Annotated in this window: 15 protein-coding genes; 1 reads left to right on the forward strand and 14 read right to left on the reverse strand. The window is 38.3% G+C overall.

Annotated elements, in window-relative coordinates:
* Nucleotides 1-15: 15 nt before the first annotated feature.
* From ACM40_RS09065 to ACM40_RS09105, 9 genes are all read right to left on the reverse strand, one after another.
* Nucleotides 16-2400 (reverse strand): TonB-dependent receptor, encoded by a 2385-nt coding sequence (locus tag ACM40_RS09065; protein WP_048502481.1) that lies wholly within the window; start codon nucleotides 2398-2400, stop codon nucleotides 16-18.
* Nucleotides 2401-2708: 308 nt separating this feature from the next.
* Nucleotides 2709-3065: a hypothetical protein gene (locus ACM40_RS09070; protein WP_048502482.1), complete on the reverse strand. Its 357-nt coding sequence runs from the start codon at nucleotides 3063-3065 to the stop codon at nucleotides 2709-2711.
* A 231-nt stretch (nucleotides 3066-3296) separates the two neighbouring features.
* Complete coding sequence (locus ACM40_RS09075; RefSeq protein WP_048502483.1) at nucleotides 3297-5225, reverse strand: ABC-F family ATP-binding cassette domain-containing protein; 1929 nt, start codon at nucleotides 5223-5225, stop codon at nucleotides 3297-3299.
* Nucleotides 5226-5517: 292 nt separating this feature from the next.
* Nucleotides 5518-6858, reverse strand: coding sequence for a T6SS phospholipase effector Tle1-like catalytic domain-containing protein (locus ACM40_RS09080; RefSeq protein WP_048502484.1), 1341 nt, complete (start codon nucleotides 6856-6858; stop codon nucleotides 5518-5520).
* A gap of 147 nt (nucleotides 6859-7005) precedes the next feature.
* Entirely contained in the window at nucleotides 7006-7683 is a 678-nt protein-coding gene (locus tag ACM40_RS09085; protein WP_048502485.1) for a response regulator, read from the reverse strand.
* Nucleotides 7652-8470 (reverse strand): sensor histidine kinase, encoded by an 819-nt coding sequence (locus ACM40_RS09090; protein ID WP_228376159.1) that lies wholly within the window; start codon nucleotides 8468-8470, stop codon nucleotides 7652-7654. The genes ACM40_RS09085 and ACM40_RS09090 overlap by 32 nt, the downstream gene beginning before the upstream one ends.
* On the reverse strand, nucleotides 8431-9054 hold the full coding sequence (locus ACM40_RS09095) for a hypothetical protein (protein WP_048502486.1): 624 nt from the start codon (nucleotides 9052-9054) through the stop codon (nucleotides 8431-8433). Before ACM40_RS09095 ends, ACM40_RS09090 begins: the two co-directional genes overlap by 40 nt.
* A 19-nt stretch (nucleotides 9055-9073) precedes the next feature.
* Nucleotides 9074-9811 carry a hypothetical protein gene (locus tag ACM40_RS09100; RefSeq protein WP_048502487.1) on the reverse strand — a complete coding sequence of 246 codons (738 nt, stop codon included), beginning with the start codon at nucleotides 9809-9811 and terminating at the stop codon, nucleotides 9074-9076.
* 151 nt (nucleotides 9812-9962) lie between these two features.
* Nucleotides 9963-10583 (reverse strand): DUF5715 family protein, encoded by a 621-nt coding sequence (locus tag ACM40_RS09105; RefSeq protein ID WP_048502488.1) that lies wholly within the window; start codon nucleotides 10581-10583, stop codon nucleotides 9963-9965.
* A gap of 215 nt (nucleotides 10584-10798) precedes the next feature.
* Between ACM40_RS09105 and aqpZ the strand changes: the two genes are divergently transcribed.
* Nucleotides 10799-11518, forward strand: a complete 720-nt coding sequence (aqpZ, locus tag ACM40_RS09110; RefSeq protein WP_409515108.1) for an aquaporin Z — start codon at nucleotides 10799-10801, stop codon at nucleotides 11516-11518.
* A gap of 120 nt (nucleotides 11519-11638) precedes the next feature.
* Here aqpZ and ACM40_RS09115 read toward each other — a convergent pair whose 3' ends face one another.
* The 5 genes from ACM40_RS09115 to ACM40_RS09135 all read right to left on the reverse strand — a co-directional run bounded on the left by ACM40_RS09115 (nucleotide 11639) and on the right by ACM40_RS09135 (nucleotide 15133).
* Nucleotides 11639-12184, reverse strand: coding sequence for a hypothetical protein (locus tag ACM40_RS09115; protein ID WP_048502489.1), 546 nt, complete (start codon nucleotides 12182-12184; stop codon nucleotides 11639-11641).
* Nucleotides 12185-12215: 31 nt separating this feature from the next.
* Nucleotides 12216-13199 carry an acyltransferase gene (locus tag ACM40_RS09120; RefSeq protein ID WP_048502490.1) on the reverse strand — a complete coding sequence of 328 codons (984 nt, stop codon included), beginning with the start codon at nucleotides 13197-13199 and terminating at the stop codon, nucleotides 12216-12218.
* 181 nt (nucleotides 13200-13380) lie between these two features.
* A complete protein-coding gene (locus ACM40_RS09125; protein ID WP_083996817.1) occupies nucleotides 13381-14172 on the reverse strand; it encodes a UDP-2,3-diacylglucosamine diphosphatase in 792 nt (263 codons plus the stop codon).
* A gap of 27 nt (nucleotides 14173-14199) precedes the next feature.
* Nucleotides 14200-14646 (reverse strand): 6-pyruvoyl trahydropterin synthase family protein, encoded by a 447-nt coding sequence (locus ACM40_RS09130; protein WP_040998146.1) that lies wholly within the window; start codon nucleotides 14644-14646, stop codon nucleotides 14200-14202.
* Nucleotides 14647-14743: 97 nt separating this feature from the next.
* The gene (locus tag ACM40_RS09135; protein WP_048502491.1) at nucleotides 14744-15133 is read right to left on the reverse strand and encodes an acyl-CoA thioesterase; all 390 of its coding nucleotides are present in this window, start codon (nucleotides 15131-15133) and stop codon (nucleotides 14744-14746) included.
* Nucleotides 15134-15206: the final 73 nt, after the last annotated feature.

Below are 15206 nucleotides of genomic sequence, written 5' to 3' on the forward strand. Positions count from 1 at the left end.
ATTGTTCTGAAATCTTTAGAATCTGTATCTAAAGTTTAAAATAAAGTTTCTTCCTGCCTCATCTGCAAAGAATCTCAAACGGTTCAGATAATCTCTGTACGAAGTGTTGAAAATATTGTTCACGATAAGTCCCGCAGAAAGATTTTTGCTGATATTGATTCCCATCTGGATATTCCAAAGCGAATAACCGCTAGGCGGCGTACTGAAATCAATCATTTTATCCACCAGCTCGCCATCCACATAAACTTCCAGCGGAGCATTGCGGATCGGGAATCTGGTCTGCTTCAAAAACGTCTGGTTTTCAAGCGTAAAATAGAAGTTATTCCATTTTTCCTTTTTAAACTGTAATGCATTGGAAAAATTTGGTGGCATCATTAAAATCAGAGGCTCATTGTTCGTATCATCCTGTCCATGCACATAAGCCCCTCTTCCCACATAGGTAAGATCATCGGTAAGCTTCCAATTAATATCCAGATCCACTCCATACATTTTGGCGTCAATCTGCTGATAAGCCCATTCGGGAAACACACCTCTGATGGTCCCCTTAATTCCCACCGGTACCTGATTAATAAAGTTTTTGGTGATAAAAAAGTATGGATTCACAGAAATATTCAGTCCCTTCAAAACATTGATTTTTGAATCTACCGTTAAGTTGAACTGATGGCCCTGTTCATTTTTCAAACCCATATCGCCTGTTTCAATTACCCCTGCAGAATGATGCAGCCCGTCTGAAAACAATTCAGCAATATTCGGGGATCTTCCCACTTTTGCATAGTTAAATTTCAAATCAAAATTTGAGCTCGGGCGGTATTCCAGGCCTGCATTGAAGGAAACATTATTATAGTTAAGCTTAGGGCGCGTCAACACTCTGTTTTCATCCTGCTTTACGTAAAACTGGGGGAAAGTGTCCGCATATAGTTTATCCCAGTCGCTTTTGTCATACCATTTCGTAACATCGTAACGGGTGAAATCATATCTTACCCCTGCTTCAAAATTGAAATCATGGGAAAGTTTATATTTAAAAACAGAATATATTCCGGCAGAATACTTATCGTAGTTAGGAATCAGACGTCTTGCTTTCGTCGCAGGATCTGAATAATTATTTTGAAAACCTCCATCAATTCCCGTTTCCAAAGACCACTTCTCCCTTTCCAGAAGATCATTGAGATTAAACTGATGCGTCATCAGCTCAAGATCCAGCGAAGGGGTATCTTTCAACTCTCCTCTTCTGATATCATATTCCTGTCTGTGGTTGTACTGATAGCTATAGGTCGCCGAAAGCTTTCCGATATTTTCAAATCTTTTAAAAGCTGAAACTTTGGCAATATGATGCTCGATAACCTGTCTCGGATTATCAATATCATAGCTGAATTTCCCTGAATAAACAGGCGGATTGGCATTCATTGCCCTGTCATAATCCCCCGAAGTGGAAACATGGGAATCTCTTAAAATCCCTATATTCTGGTTGGTGAGATAATAATCAAAAGAAATTCCTTTTTCATAGCTGTTATTCTGAACCGTAAAATTAAAAGAAGAGAAATCCATTCCCGTATTCTTCAGATTATAATCCGGAGCGCTCTGGTCGCCCAGCTTTTTGATGCTTCCGCCGGACTTTACCGCCCAGCCGTTTTTCCAGACTCTGGCTACATCTACATCCAGCCCAAGTCCTCTCCCGTTGGAAATTCCAGTGAGGCCCACAGAACCTTTTATCGTATCTTTTTTAGGGAAAATTTCAGGTTCCAACACCACAACGCCTCCAATGGCATCACTTCCGTATTTCAATGCAGAAGCCCCTTTTATGACATCAATATGCTGAAAATTGTTAATATCAACATTGGGAGCATGCTCTACACCCCATTCCTGTTCGGCCAGCTTTACTCCATTATTTAAAATAGAGATCCGGCTTCCATACAACCCGTGAATCACGGGCTTGGAAATATTATTTCCGGTTTTTAAAGTGGTAACCCCGGATATTTTCGATAACAAATTGCCGAGATTATCCGTAGAATTTCTCTGTATCTCGGATCTGTCGAGGGTTTTAATGATTAAAGAACCATTGGATTTATGACTTCCATGGATCGTCACCGTTTCGATATCCTTAACGTGGTGTTCCAGCGTAATGGCCAGATGCATATCCTGATCTACTCCTATATTTTCAGTATAATCATCACAATCAGGATGTTTAGCAATGAGAATATATTTTCCCGCAGGAATTTTATTGAATATAAACTTACCGGTATAGTCTGTTTTGGCTGTAAATTCTCCGATTTTCACCACAGCATTTTCCAACGCCGCTTTATCATGAAAATCATGAACTGTTCCTTCTACAGTATAAGTTTTCTGTGCGTTTATCAATGTCAGTCCGCAAAGAACCAACATCAGGCTATATATCAATTTCATTGTCTATAGATTGATTGCGTACCTTTTTCAGGTACATTTTTTTCGTAAAAATTTTGTTGGGTGGGATTATTTTAATTGTAAAATGTACAACGTAAAATGTATTAATGATAATGGCCTAAATATAAAAGAAACGAGGGGTTTGCAAAAATATCTATTAATTGCAACTGAAACTTCTATATCATGTACCACAAACCCCGAATCTCGCATCTCGGATTTAAATTCCGAACTATGCAAAAACGGCAATCAGCAAATACCAATCCCAAGATATTGCACTTTAAACTGAATTAAAGCCAATAAAAAATCTATGATTATGCAACTGCGGGTGGCCCCCGGAGCTGAAAAGTGAATTTGGTCTGAGACCATATTTTTTCCTGAACGGTAATAGTCTGCTTTACCTGATGCGTAAAATGCTCAAAGGTAAAACTGAATTCTTCAGGAACCAAAGTATGTCCTGTAGCCAGGAAATGACAGGCAAGACAATCGCCCGGTTTTTCTTTGGCTGAAGTTTTGGCGATGGTGTTTTCTGTCTTTTTAAGATTGAAGATCTTAAAATTATCAACAGCATCGTGATGGTGAAAACTCTGGGAAAACAGCGCAATGAAGTAGATCCCAAACAAAAGTTTGGAGATAAAACTCTTCAGATTTCTGCTTTCCTTAAAAATCATCCTGTAAAATTATAAAAATAATTTAAAGTTTTTAATTAAGTTTTCATTAAAACTGCTCAATACGTCGGCAAAAGTCTTTTTTTTGTTACAAAAATGAGCTTCGACAAGTATATATTTATTTAAAAATCCTTCGACTCCGCTCAGGATGACACTGTTAAAATTATACCGTTAGTATTAGAAATGTCATCCTGAGCGAAGTCGAAGGATCTATTTATTATTTAATTCAAAAAATTAAGCCAATTGAGATCCCAAGTGCTCCCATTCCTGTAAAGCAACATCCAGCTCCTCTTTAGCTTTATTGTACTTTTCCAAAGTTTCTTCAGAAGGATTTTCTTTGGTAAAGGAAACTTCCATGGTTTCAATTTCAGCTTCAAGCTCAGAGATTTTCTCTTCTACCTTCTTTAATTTATTCTGAATATTTTTTTGCTCTTTGCTTACAATAGTTGAGGATTTCTCTTCTACTTTTACCTCTTTCGGAGCAGGTTTTACCTCAACTTTCACATCATCCCCATGAAGTTTTGCTTTTTCAGCAGATATTTCGCGAAGGGTCTCTTTTTGTCTGTATTCAAGATATTCACCAACGCTTCCAAGGAATTCTTTCATTCTTCCATCACGAAATTCGTAGATTTTATCACAAAGTCCATCCAGGAATTCTCTGTCGTGAGAGATGACAATCAGGGTCCCTTCGAAATTCTGCAAAGCCAGCTTAATAATCTCCTTGGACTGAATATCAAGGTGGTTGGTAGGCTCATCCATAATCAACGTGTTGAATGGACGAAGTAATAGTTTACAAAGTGCCAGACGGTTTCTTTCCCCCCCGGAAAGTACTTTTGTTTTCTTGGTTACTGCATCTCCCTGGAAAAGGAAAGATCCCAGAAGGTCTCTTACTCTTGGTCTCGTTTCTTCCGTAGCGGCATCTTCAGCCTCTTCCAGAACGGTTTTATTAGGAGTCAGTACTTCTTCCTGATTTTGGGCAAAGTATCCGATGTTTACGTTATGCCCCAGGTTCCAGGTTCCTGTATAATCTTTGATATCTCCGGCAAGAATTTTGGCTAAAGTGGTTTTCCCCTGTCCGTTCTGTCCTAAAAGGGCAATTCTATCGCCTCTCTGAACGATAAAGTCTACCTTATCAAAAATCTGTTTGTTTCCATAAGCTTTTCCTAAGTTTTCTGCCTCGAAAATAACTTTTCCAGGAACCATAGACTGTACGAAACGGATATTGAATTTGGAAACGTCTTCATTATCCACTTCAATACGCTCGATTTTATCTAATTTTTTAATAAGCGACTGGGCAAAAGATGCTTTTGTAGCACTTGCACGGAACTTATTAATATTGTCTTCCATCTGTTTGATCTCCGCATCCTGGTTCTTCTTAGCCTGAACCAGCTTTTCGCGGCGCTCTTCACGCATCACCAGATATTTGGAATAGTTGGCTTTATAGTCGTCAACCTTTTTATTGTTGATATCAAAAGTCCTGTTGCAGACAGCAGTCATGAACTGTTTATCGTGACTTACCAGAACAATGGCTCCGGGATAATCTTTCAGGAAGTTTTCCAGCCAGATGATGGATTCCATATCCAGGTGGTTGGTAGGCTCATCGAGAAGCATGATATCATTCTTCTGAAGAAGCAGCTTGGCCAGCTCAATTCTCATTCTCCATCCTCCTGAAAATTCATCGGTGATTTTATGGAAATCATCTGCTTTGAAGCCCAAACCAAATAATATCTTCTCCATATCGCCTTCCAGGTTGTAAGCATCGTGGTTCATCAGAAGATCATTCAGCTCTGTCATCTTATTGATCAGATCTGTATAGGAATCACTTTCATAATCGGTTCTGGTTGCCAACTGGTGATTAACTTCTTCCAATTCAGTTTTCCATGCATTAATTTGCTCAAAAGCCTGCATGGTTTCATTCCAAACAGTTCTTCCTTTTACGAAATCAAGATCCTGTTTTAGGAAACCGATGGTTACATTTCCTTCAGGTACAACGCTTCCTTCATAGAAATTAATTTCTCCGGAAAGCATTTTCAGTAAAGTAGATTTTCCTGCTCCGTTTTTCCCAACGAGTCCCACTTTATCATCCTTTTTAATGGTGAAATTTGTATTTTGAAACAGATAGTTTCCTGAATGGTGTAATCCTAAACCTTGAACCGAAAGCATTTTATTAAATAAAAATTAAGTGAATGAATAATGAATTTTCGGGTGCAAAAGTACGGAAAAAGAAATGAATAGTGAGAAATAACTGAAAGGCGAAGAGGTGGAAAGGTAAAATCGCGAAAAGGTAAAAAGGCAAAGGGGCTAAGAAAAACGGGAATAATGAGATACATGTTTGCTAATAACCTTTACAATTTCGCCATTTTGCCATCTTGATTTTCTGCCAAAAAAGAGGAGTGCCCATACAGACACCCCTCGCAACCTAAATTTAAAACTGAAAAGTACTCGTATTATCGATTTAATTCTGTTCCGAAACAAAGGATTTGATCCCAATAGTACGGCTCCAGATATCATTATTGGGAATATTGGTCCCATACATAAAATCTGCGACAAAGCTATCCTCTGGAAGATGCAGTTCGTTAAGGAATCTGGTCTGAATGCCTTGGTCTGCGGATGTGCTGCTGGGTACATTCAGGCCGATGTTGATAAGCTCTGCTTCTATTTCACCGGCTGATTTCTGGAATGCATCATGGTGATACATTCCGAAATTAGCTGAAATATGGGTATAGTCTGCAAAGCCGGCATAATCATAATGAGGTTTCAGAGCCGGTAAAAAGCTTTTGACATAGGCTGCAAGATCTGTTTCAAAATCCGTCAGAAAAGGATCATTCACAATCTCAAGCCCGGAATTGATAAGATCTGTACTGAAAATTCCCGGCGCTGCACTATTGGTTTCAGCCAGCATGATTCTTCCATATACAAACGGTAGCGTATTCAGGACCTGTTTCCTGGAAACATAAGCCTGGGATAGCACAAGTCCTTTTTCGACCTGAAAATCAGAAAGCAGCTGATCCCATATTTTGTTTCCTTCAGCATCTGTTTTTGTATTTCGTACATCTGAAATATAATTCTGCAAATCACCTGCATTAATAAAATCCGTGGAAACATACACAGACTGCGGTGCCTGCAGATACCCTCCGCCCACATCGGCATGGGCTCCCGGGACAAAGATCTCTTTCCATACAGCTCCTCCGGTTTCTGTTTTGGTATCCTGCATATTCTTTGAATTTTCAAAAAAACCGGTAAGTGGAAAGAAGAACCTGCATTCGTTGATGGCACATATATGAAGCGCATTTTCCACCTGCTGAGGCAGAGCCATATCATAGGTATTGAAAGGTTTTGATTCAACGGTATCAAAAACACCCAGAAACTTTATGGTAACATTTGCTGTGGGAAAATTCGTAACAAGCTGGTTACAAAACTCTCTAGCCAACATACTCCCTCTGCTGAATCCGTAGATGTAAAAATGATAATCAGTATTTTTGTCATTCACCAGATTTTCCACAAAAGCATTGGCTTTCTGCAGTTTGTCATCTGCAGAATATCCCTGGGTATCCGGAGAATTTAAGCAGGTAGCCATAGCAAAATTGCTGTCTTCACTGCCGGTGACGGTTCCTATTCCTTCGATATATATTTTGTTGGCCCCGTTGAATAGTTTGAACAGTTTGTAAACATTCGTCGGTGCTCCTTTATAGCTTTCATTATGGGTTGAAGGCCTATTTGCTGAACCTGCATTGATCCCGTTATTTCCGGTTCCGTCAAAAAAAATTCCGACAGGTAATATCATATCATTTTCCATCGCTGTGTTTTGCTTTAATTATTGAAAGTTTCTGTAAAAGCTTCATTTTGTGATTCTGCCGTAAAACTTATCTTCAAATTAACGGAAGAAGGAAAAACAATACTAGCGTGAAAAATACCAAATAAAAAATTCCGTATTTCTACGGAATTACATTTTATCAAGAGAATATATATTGTTTACTACGGCATAGATGACGATACCCACTGTATTTTTTGCCCCAATTTTTTCCAGGATGCGCTGGCGGTGGCTTTCTACTGTTCTGGGGCTGATGAAGAGCTTTTCTCCGATCTCATTATTGGTATATTCCTGGCAGATCAGCTTCACCACATCTTTTTCCCGTTCAGAAAGCTCGTCATCCATTTCAAAAAGAGATTTCTTTTTCGCGGAGCTGTTCATATAGGTAAAAAGCATCTGATGGTCTTCTGCCGTAAAGAAAACTCCATTTTTATGCACCATGGTAATGGCCTCGATGAAGGTTTTCCTGTCTGAGTTTTTAGGCAGAAAGGCAGAAACGCCTAATTTTACCATATACCCTAAAATGGAGGTTTTGTAATGGGAAGAAAGGATAATAATCCTGAGCTCAGGGTATTTTTCTTTGAGAACTTCCACCAGCTCAAAACCGTTCATGGGCTGCATCTGCACATCTACAAGGGCTATTTGCGGGAATTCATCTCCGGAAAGGGTTGCGAGCTTTTCAATAAAATCCGGGCCGTTGTTGGAGGTAAGACATACGGATATGTTCTTTTCGTTGGAAAGCAGCATTTTCACCCCTTCAAGGATCAGCTGTTCATCATCAATTAAGGCTATTTTTATTTGGGAGTTCATGATTTCTTGGAATTAAAATAATTAGACGGCTTCCTTTGTTCAGGGTACTTTTCCATTTATGAGTGGCATTCATGGATTTTATCCTGGATTCGATGTTTTTGATGCCCATTCCTTTTTTCACGAGATCATAATCAAATCCCTGTCCGTTATCAGAAATAATAACAGCCATGTACCGGGGATAATCTTTGATATAAATCCAAAGATCCGTAGCGGTAGAATGTTTGATCACATTGGTTGTAAATTCCTGAATGATCCGGTACAGCTGCACTTCTACAAAGATATCCTTTTTCTCATATCCCGGCATGACCTTCATGGAAATGCTGATCTTATGTGAAAGATTGGCAATAAGCTCTTCCACATACAGGACAAACCCTACAGACTCAAGGTTGACAGGATATAAGGAATGGGAAATGCTCCTAGCCGCATCAATGAGTGACGACATCTGGCTGTAAATATTCTTTTTGATGACGTCGTCTCCTTGTGTATCAAGGTTGTTCAGCCACAGGGAAAGGATATTGAGCCGGTTGCCAATATCGTCATGAATCATCACGGCTATTCTTTTTCTTTCTTCTTCCTGGGCTTTGATATTTTCGAGCACCAGTTTTTTCTGATGAAGAACTTCGGCTTCATGCTGGGCATTTTTTTCTTTAATGATCCTGCTGATAAACGATCTGTAAGCCAGGAGAATAAACGAAACTATAACGGTTATGGTAACAATTATAAGGATCAGCAGGCTAATATTTAAGGTTACTTCTTTAATTTGGTGAAGGTGTATAAAAATGAACAATATAAAATACCTGACAGAATATTATTGGCACTAAGAATAATATAGTAATCATTTTCTGAAAGGTCTGCAATCTGGTGCTGGATGATAAAAATAAATACCGAAACGGAATAGTAGAAAAAAATACCTGCATCTGCAAAGAGAAAACGGTTTTGTGCAGAGACGCCTCTGATTTCCCGGATCAGGGCAAATCCCGAAAGGCAGATAATTATGATATTGGATATTACTTTTACAATATCACTGTTGAACGGATAGTTAAACACATATTTCGATATCATAAATCCACATGCCAGAAGCACAGTAATTCCCAGAAAGTATTTTGAGAGGTTCAGTTTCCTAATAAATAAAGCGGTAACCAGAAAAAATTCGCCGGCTATGTATAAAGGATACAGAAACGAGGTATCATTAAGATTGAAAACATAAGGCAGAACCAGGTTCAGCAACTCAATTAAAAAAAGAAAAGCAATACAGTGAAAATATTGCTTTTCTTTATTATCCAGTATACGGTATTTTGCTGCTCCCAAAAGTATAACGGATAGAAGCAGAGCATAATTCAGGAATAAAATGGCTTTAAAAAAATCTGTCATTCCTATCTATCCTGTGTATTTAAGATCCAAGTTCAGGAATACGGCAGACAGGCGGACACGGTTTCGCCCAGTCATAGGTATTGGAAATAATGCTTTCACTGCTTCCCTGCTGTAAAAGTTCATGGAAAGAGATGAAGATCAGCGTTACCAGCATTCTCTGATAAATATCGTTATGTCTAAGCCCAAAAGAACACTTGATCCCGATCACTTCAGGATAAGGATGGGTAAGATCCTGCATAGGAATATAGAATCTTCGGAAAATTCTTTCTCCGCCGAATTCCGTACATTCACGGTAGAACCACTCCATTCCTTCATTTCTCCAGCGTTCAATGGCATCCACAGCTATATCCTGGTCCAGAACCGGCTGCTCAGATACCGGGAAAGAGGTACTGGTATTATCATCCACTTTAGTAAGATTGCTGGAAAGAACTGCATTTTTGGTCACAGAAAATTCTTTGGTTTCCTGTAATCTCAGATCATATTTAAGCGGACATAGAACAGTGTACTGGTATTCGGTAATACTTTTATCAATATGTCCCTGTGAATCCAAAGGAAGAAAGATCAAAACCATTGCGCCATTGTATACGCCGACTTCTGCACAGACGTCCACATATTTGTTTTGCTGCTTGATTTTATCAATCTGCCCTGAAGAAAGTTCGAAAATGTAATTGGTAGGAATTAAACTGGCAATTTTAGAATAATCTGAAACGTATCTGCCCCATTCGGCTACGGCCAGTTTGTAATCGTTCTCGTTCATAAGTTCATGGTTTATTTAGTTGCATAAAATTATACAAACTAAACATCCTGCACAAATAATCGCATCATAAATTTATTATTTATAAGATTAATTTAATATTAATCGCTAAAAATTTTCCAGATTATAACGAGGTTTGTGGCTACTCGGCAGTTTAATAATTCCTCACTGTGACGTGATAACAACTCTGTTGCCTTTCCTTGATGTAATAAATTTTCCCGGCATTGGCATAATATTTTAAAACTTTCTCCAGTGCAGCTTCCATTTTCGGATTATATTTCAGCACATCATTAAATCTGATATAAGAAATATCAAACGAGTTACCGTAGTTGTGAGAACTGATCCCCAGAGAGGCATTGGAATTCACTCTCCTGAGTCTGCACTGGTCTTCTAATGTTCTTGTGATGGATGATACGGTAAAAGTATGCCCTTTAGTTTCTTTACTGAATCTGGCGCCCATTTTTTCAAGAGTGGTTTTTGCTTTGGAAACCATATAAGGCCTGCTGTAATCCAGTTTTTGAACACGATAACCTTTCCCGCTTTTTTTTATTTTGTGAAATTTCCCACCGGATATATATTTCTGTACTGTTTTGGAATCTTTCAGTAATTTTACATTAAAGCTTTTTGAAGCATCCAGATGTGACTTGTAAAGGGCGGTAGGCTCTACTTTAAGTACCGTTGCAAGATCATAGCAGGGGAATGCTTTTTTTGCTGCCTGCGAATAATAAAAGCTATACATGAAGGGCACAAAGGCTACACAAAAAAACTTTTTCATTAACCACTCTTTTAAATTACTAATCGAAAGATAAACATTTATGAGATATCATTCAATCCATGAATAATGTCTTCTTAAAAAAATTCCCAACAAACATTAAACCAAATTACTGAATGTGTAATTTTATCTTAAGAAATCTTAAAAGATTTTTAAGTTTTATCTTTTTATTTTAAAATTTAAATTTTACATTTGAGATGCATTTAAATAATAAACATATGATAAAAAAACTTTTTGCTGAATTTTTCGGCACATTTTGGCTTGTTTTTGGGGGTTGCGGAAGCGCAGTATTTGCTGCCGGAGTTCCTGACATCGGTATCGGCCTTTTAGGGGTTGCATTAGCCTTTGGTCTTACAGTTCTTACGATGGCATATGCTGTAGGGCATATTTCCGGCGGACATTTCAATCCGGCTGTTTCTTTCGGGCTTTTGGCGGGAGGCAGATTCTCTGCTAAGGATCTTATTCCTTATGTTGTGGCGCAATGTCTTGGGGCTCTTCTTGCAGCAGGATGCCTGTATGTTATTCTTAACGGTTCAGGAGCTGTAGACTTTTCAAAACCGGGAGCTTTTGCAACGAACTTCTACGGAGAAGCAGTCTATAATGGAAAAGCTTTCAGCATGGGAGCGGCATTCCTTGCGGAGTTTTTATTGACAGCTTTCTTCCTGATTGTTATTATGGGAGCTACAGACAAATGGGCTAACGGTAAGTTTGCCGGTATTGCGATCGGTTTGGCTCTTACCCTGATTCACCTTATTTCTATTCCTATTACCAACACTTCGGTGAACCCTGCCAGATCGCTTTCACAGGCTGTTTTCACGGGCGGACTCGCTATGTCTCAGCTTTGGCTGTTCTGGGCGGCACCTATTTTAGGAGGAATTACAGGAGGTTTGATCTATAAATTCTTACTTCAGAGGGATACTGCTGAAGTTACTGATTAATCTTCATTTCGATATTATATAAAATCCTGTCAGGCGGCAGGATTTTTTTTATAGGAACTGGTGGGCGGCAAGTTATCTATCTTGCGAAATTACATTCACAGAAACACGATGCGGAATTTTTTATTTAACTTTTTTAATATCAAAAGGATTTTTAAAGATAAGTTCTTCATGCCTTCCCTTAATCTCCAATTTACGCTGCAACAGGTTCAGGGCTATTTTGCGGATAAAAAGATCTTTGTCATTCAGTTTCCAGTAGGAATCTTCGTGTACTCTTTTAGGCTTGCGTATGAGATAAAATTCGGTTTCCCAGGTATCGGCATTGTGATAAAATTCGATAATTCCGCAATGCTCCGGAATCACAGCATGATCTACCATGCCCATGGGAAGAAGAAAGCTGAAAGTATTACACATATAGTCACCGCATGAAATCTTATCATGTTTCAGGAATTTCTCACCGGTATCTTTATTGAGGTAAGACTTTTTGAAATCGTTTTTAAAATCACTTTTTGAAAGCTTGATCTCAATTTCATGACTGAATCCATCGGCATCTATGAACAGCATATCTGCTTCCCAGTCACCCTGGAAATAATTCGTCAGGACAATTTCTTTTTCGAAATCACAATGGGAATGAATATATGCGTGAACAAGTTCTTCTATTTTCAGCATTACAGCTAATATTTTATGTTGTTACCTGCTATTAAGAAACCAATAAACTACATCCCCTGATATCGGAATGATCTATTCTTCCCAATACCTGAAATTGATCTCCGGGAAGGGTTTTCCCTAAATCCTGTGTAGCAATAAAGCAGCACGAATGGATATTGGCAAGGTCTATAATATTGATGGCTCCGGTCCGCCCCTCTTTTTCATAGGAAAAGGGATCTTCTGCATTCCGAACCAGTATTTTCATCCAGTTTGGAGATTTATATTCATTATTTCCCAGGGAATATGCCTGTGAAAGCAGTTCCGTCATTGAATATTCTGAATAAATCCTTTCTGTTTTAAAGCCATTCTGCAGGATTTTCAGCAGCTCGTCCTTAGTCATTTCTTCTTTTCGGCCTTTCATTCCACCGGTTTCTATAACGGTCAGATTTGGAGATCCGGAAATTGAAAATCCCATAGATTCAACAGAATCCAGGAAGTCCAGCAAAGCAAATGACACTCCGAAAAGAATAACTTTTTTGTCTTTTAAATCATTCAAAAGCTGAAAAAGCTCAGCATGGTTGTAAAGAAAATATCCATTCTCGGGCTTTCCTGATTTTTTCATGAGATCGTCTACCATATAAATCAAAGAAGAGTTCTGCTTCTCCAGATAGCTTGGAAGAAGGCCCAGAAATACAAAGTCTTCGGGCTTCCCTATAAACTGTTCAAAACTTTTAGAGATGCTTTTCTCATAGAGTCCCGGATCTGCAATAAAATGCTTTGAAAGATTCATCTGGGTAGTTCCTGAACTCTGAAAAAACAGATCGGCTGTCGCATTTTTATCTAAAATCTGATGGTTTTTAAACATCTCAATCGGCAGAAAAGGAATTTTCGCCAAACTATTCACCTCAGCCGGATTAATTTTCAGAAAATCTACAAACTTTTTATATACCTCAATATTCTCATACTGGTAACGAAAAGCTGCCAATGATGCATCCAGAAAATCCTGTTCTGTCCGTATATCGAATATATTTTTCAATTTTTAAAGACTATTTTTAAACCAATTAAATAACTGAAAATAAAACAGTTACATAAATATGATATTTTTTTAATATTTTTTTAATCGAAGAATTCTATTTTGGTAAACTTCTTGCAATTACTTAATCGGAATATGGATTAAAAACAAGAGTGAACTTCGGTTCATTCGAAAATTACCTCTCTCAGGGGTAATTTTTTTTTGTCCCGTCTGCAAAAGTTTTCAGTTCAAAATCCTTTTCAAAAACCCCGTAGGTGAAGTAAGAGATCCAGTCACCAAGATTGATGTATTTTGCTTTCTGTTCCAGATCCAGCACCATCGGAAGGTGACGGTGTCCATAGATGAAGTAATCCAATTTCTCGGATTTCAGCTTTTCTTTTGAATAGATAATAAGAAACTCTTTATCTTCACCCAGGAATGCTTTATCTTCATCCCCGGAGATCATTTTATTTTTCTGGGAAAGATACAAGGCTACTTTCATGGCAATATCGGGATGAAGCCATTTGAAAAACCACTGTGCCACAGGATTCGTGAACAGTTTTTTCATTCTTTTATAGCCTTTATCACCAGGTCCCAGACCGTCTCCATGAGCCAGCAGAAACTGCTTCCCTCCCATCTCAAAATACTGTTTTTTGTAAAAAACGGTGCATCCTATTTCTTCTTCCAGGTAGTCTTTCATCCACAAATCGTGGTTTCCGACAAAAAAATAGATATGGATTCCTCTGTCCTTCAGTTCGGCTATTTTTCCGAGAACACGTACATATCCTTTGGGGATTACATGTTTCCATTCGTGCCAGAAATCAAACAGATCACCCATTAAAAACAAAACCTGCGCATCTTCCTTAATCTCGTCCATCCACCGGATGAATTTCTCTTCGCGCATCTTACTTTCTTTAGGATTTGGAGCGCCAAAATGCTGGTCCGAAGCAAAATAGACTTTTTTTCCAGGTTCTAAATTAATGATCGTTTTTAACACCAGACTGAATTTTATTGTAAATTACTGTTACTTATTGTCTTCTGCGAACCATTCCCCGTAGGAGTTTTCAGTTTCGTGAAGTTTAAGATAGGCCAGAGATACCTCAGCCGGAAGTTTTGATTTTATTTTTGCCGCAATAGCATACAGCATATTTTCACAGGTAGGCTGAAAGCTGCAGTAAATTACTTTGTGACCTTTATTTTCAAGATCTTCCCCAAGTTCTTTATGAGGAGACAGTGCATTAACAAGAACCGCATGATCCCATACATCCACGATTTCAGATTTCACGATACTTTTAATATCCCCAAAATCCACCACCATCCCGTTTTTGGGATTCTCCAAATCATTAACAGGTCTTCCTTTCACCGTTACAAACAGTTTATAGGAATGCCCGTGCATATTTTTACATTTCCCATCGTAATTATACAGCACATGGGCTGTCTCGAATGTGAAAATTTTTGTAATCCGTATCATAGTGCAAAGATATGACAAAACATATTTATAAGTTGCGTACTACATTGGAAAAACAAATCAAAACGATCCTTCCAATGTATAATCTTTGGTAAAGCTGTTATTCTTTGATTTGATCCAGCCAGTTAATTTCCAGTCTTTTAATCTTCTGAGTTTTCAGATCTACTAATACCCAAAGCGTATCTGAATCCACTACAAGCTGATCATTACAATAAAATTCAACTTTTCTGGGCTGCCTGATGCCTTCAGGAGGCTTCGGATAGGTTTTAACGGTAAGTATATCTCCGAGATAGACTTGTTTTTTGTATTGAATATGATGATCAACAAGCATCCATATATCTTCGGGATAATCTGTTTTATCCTTTACTTTTTCCCAGTGCTCGCCTGCTATTTCTTCTACCCAATGTACATACTGCACATTATTGACATGGTTATTCTGGTCTATATGCGCTTCCGTTACCTCGATCTGTTTCTGATAAATTAAATTCATTCGTATTTCGTCTTCATTAGTATTCAAAGATATGGACTTTAAAGCTTCGAATATTCTTTAAAAACAAAAAACC

Source organism: Chryseobacterium sp. BLS98 (genome assembly GCF_001045445.1).
Lineage (GTDB): Bacteria > Bacteroidota > Bacteroidia > Flavobacteriales > Weeksellaceae > Chryseobacterium.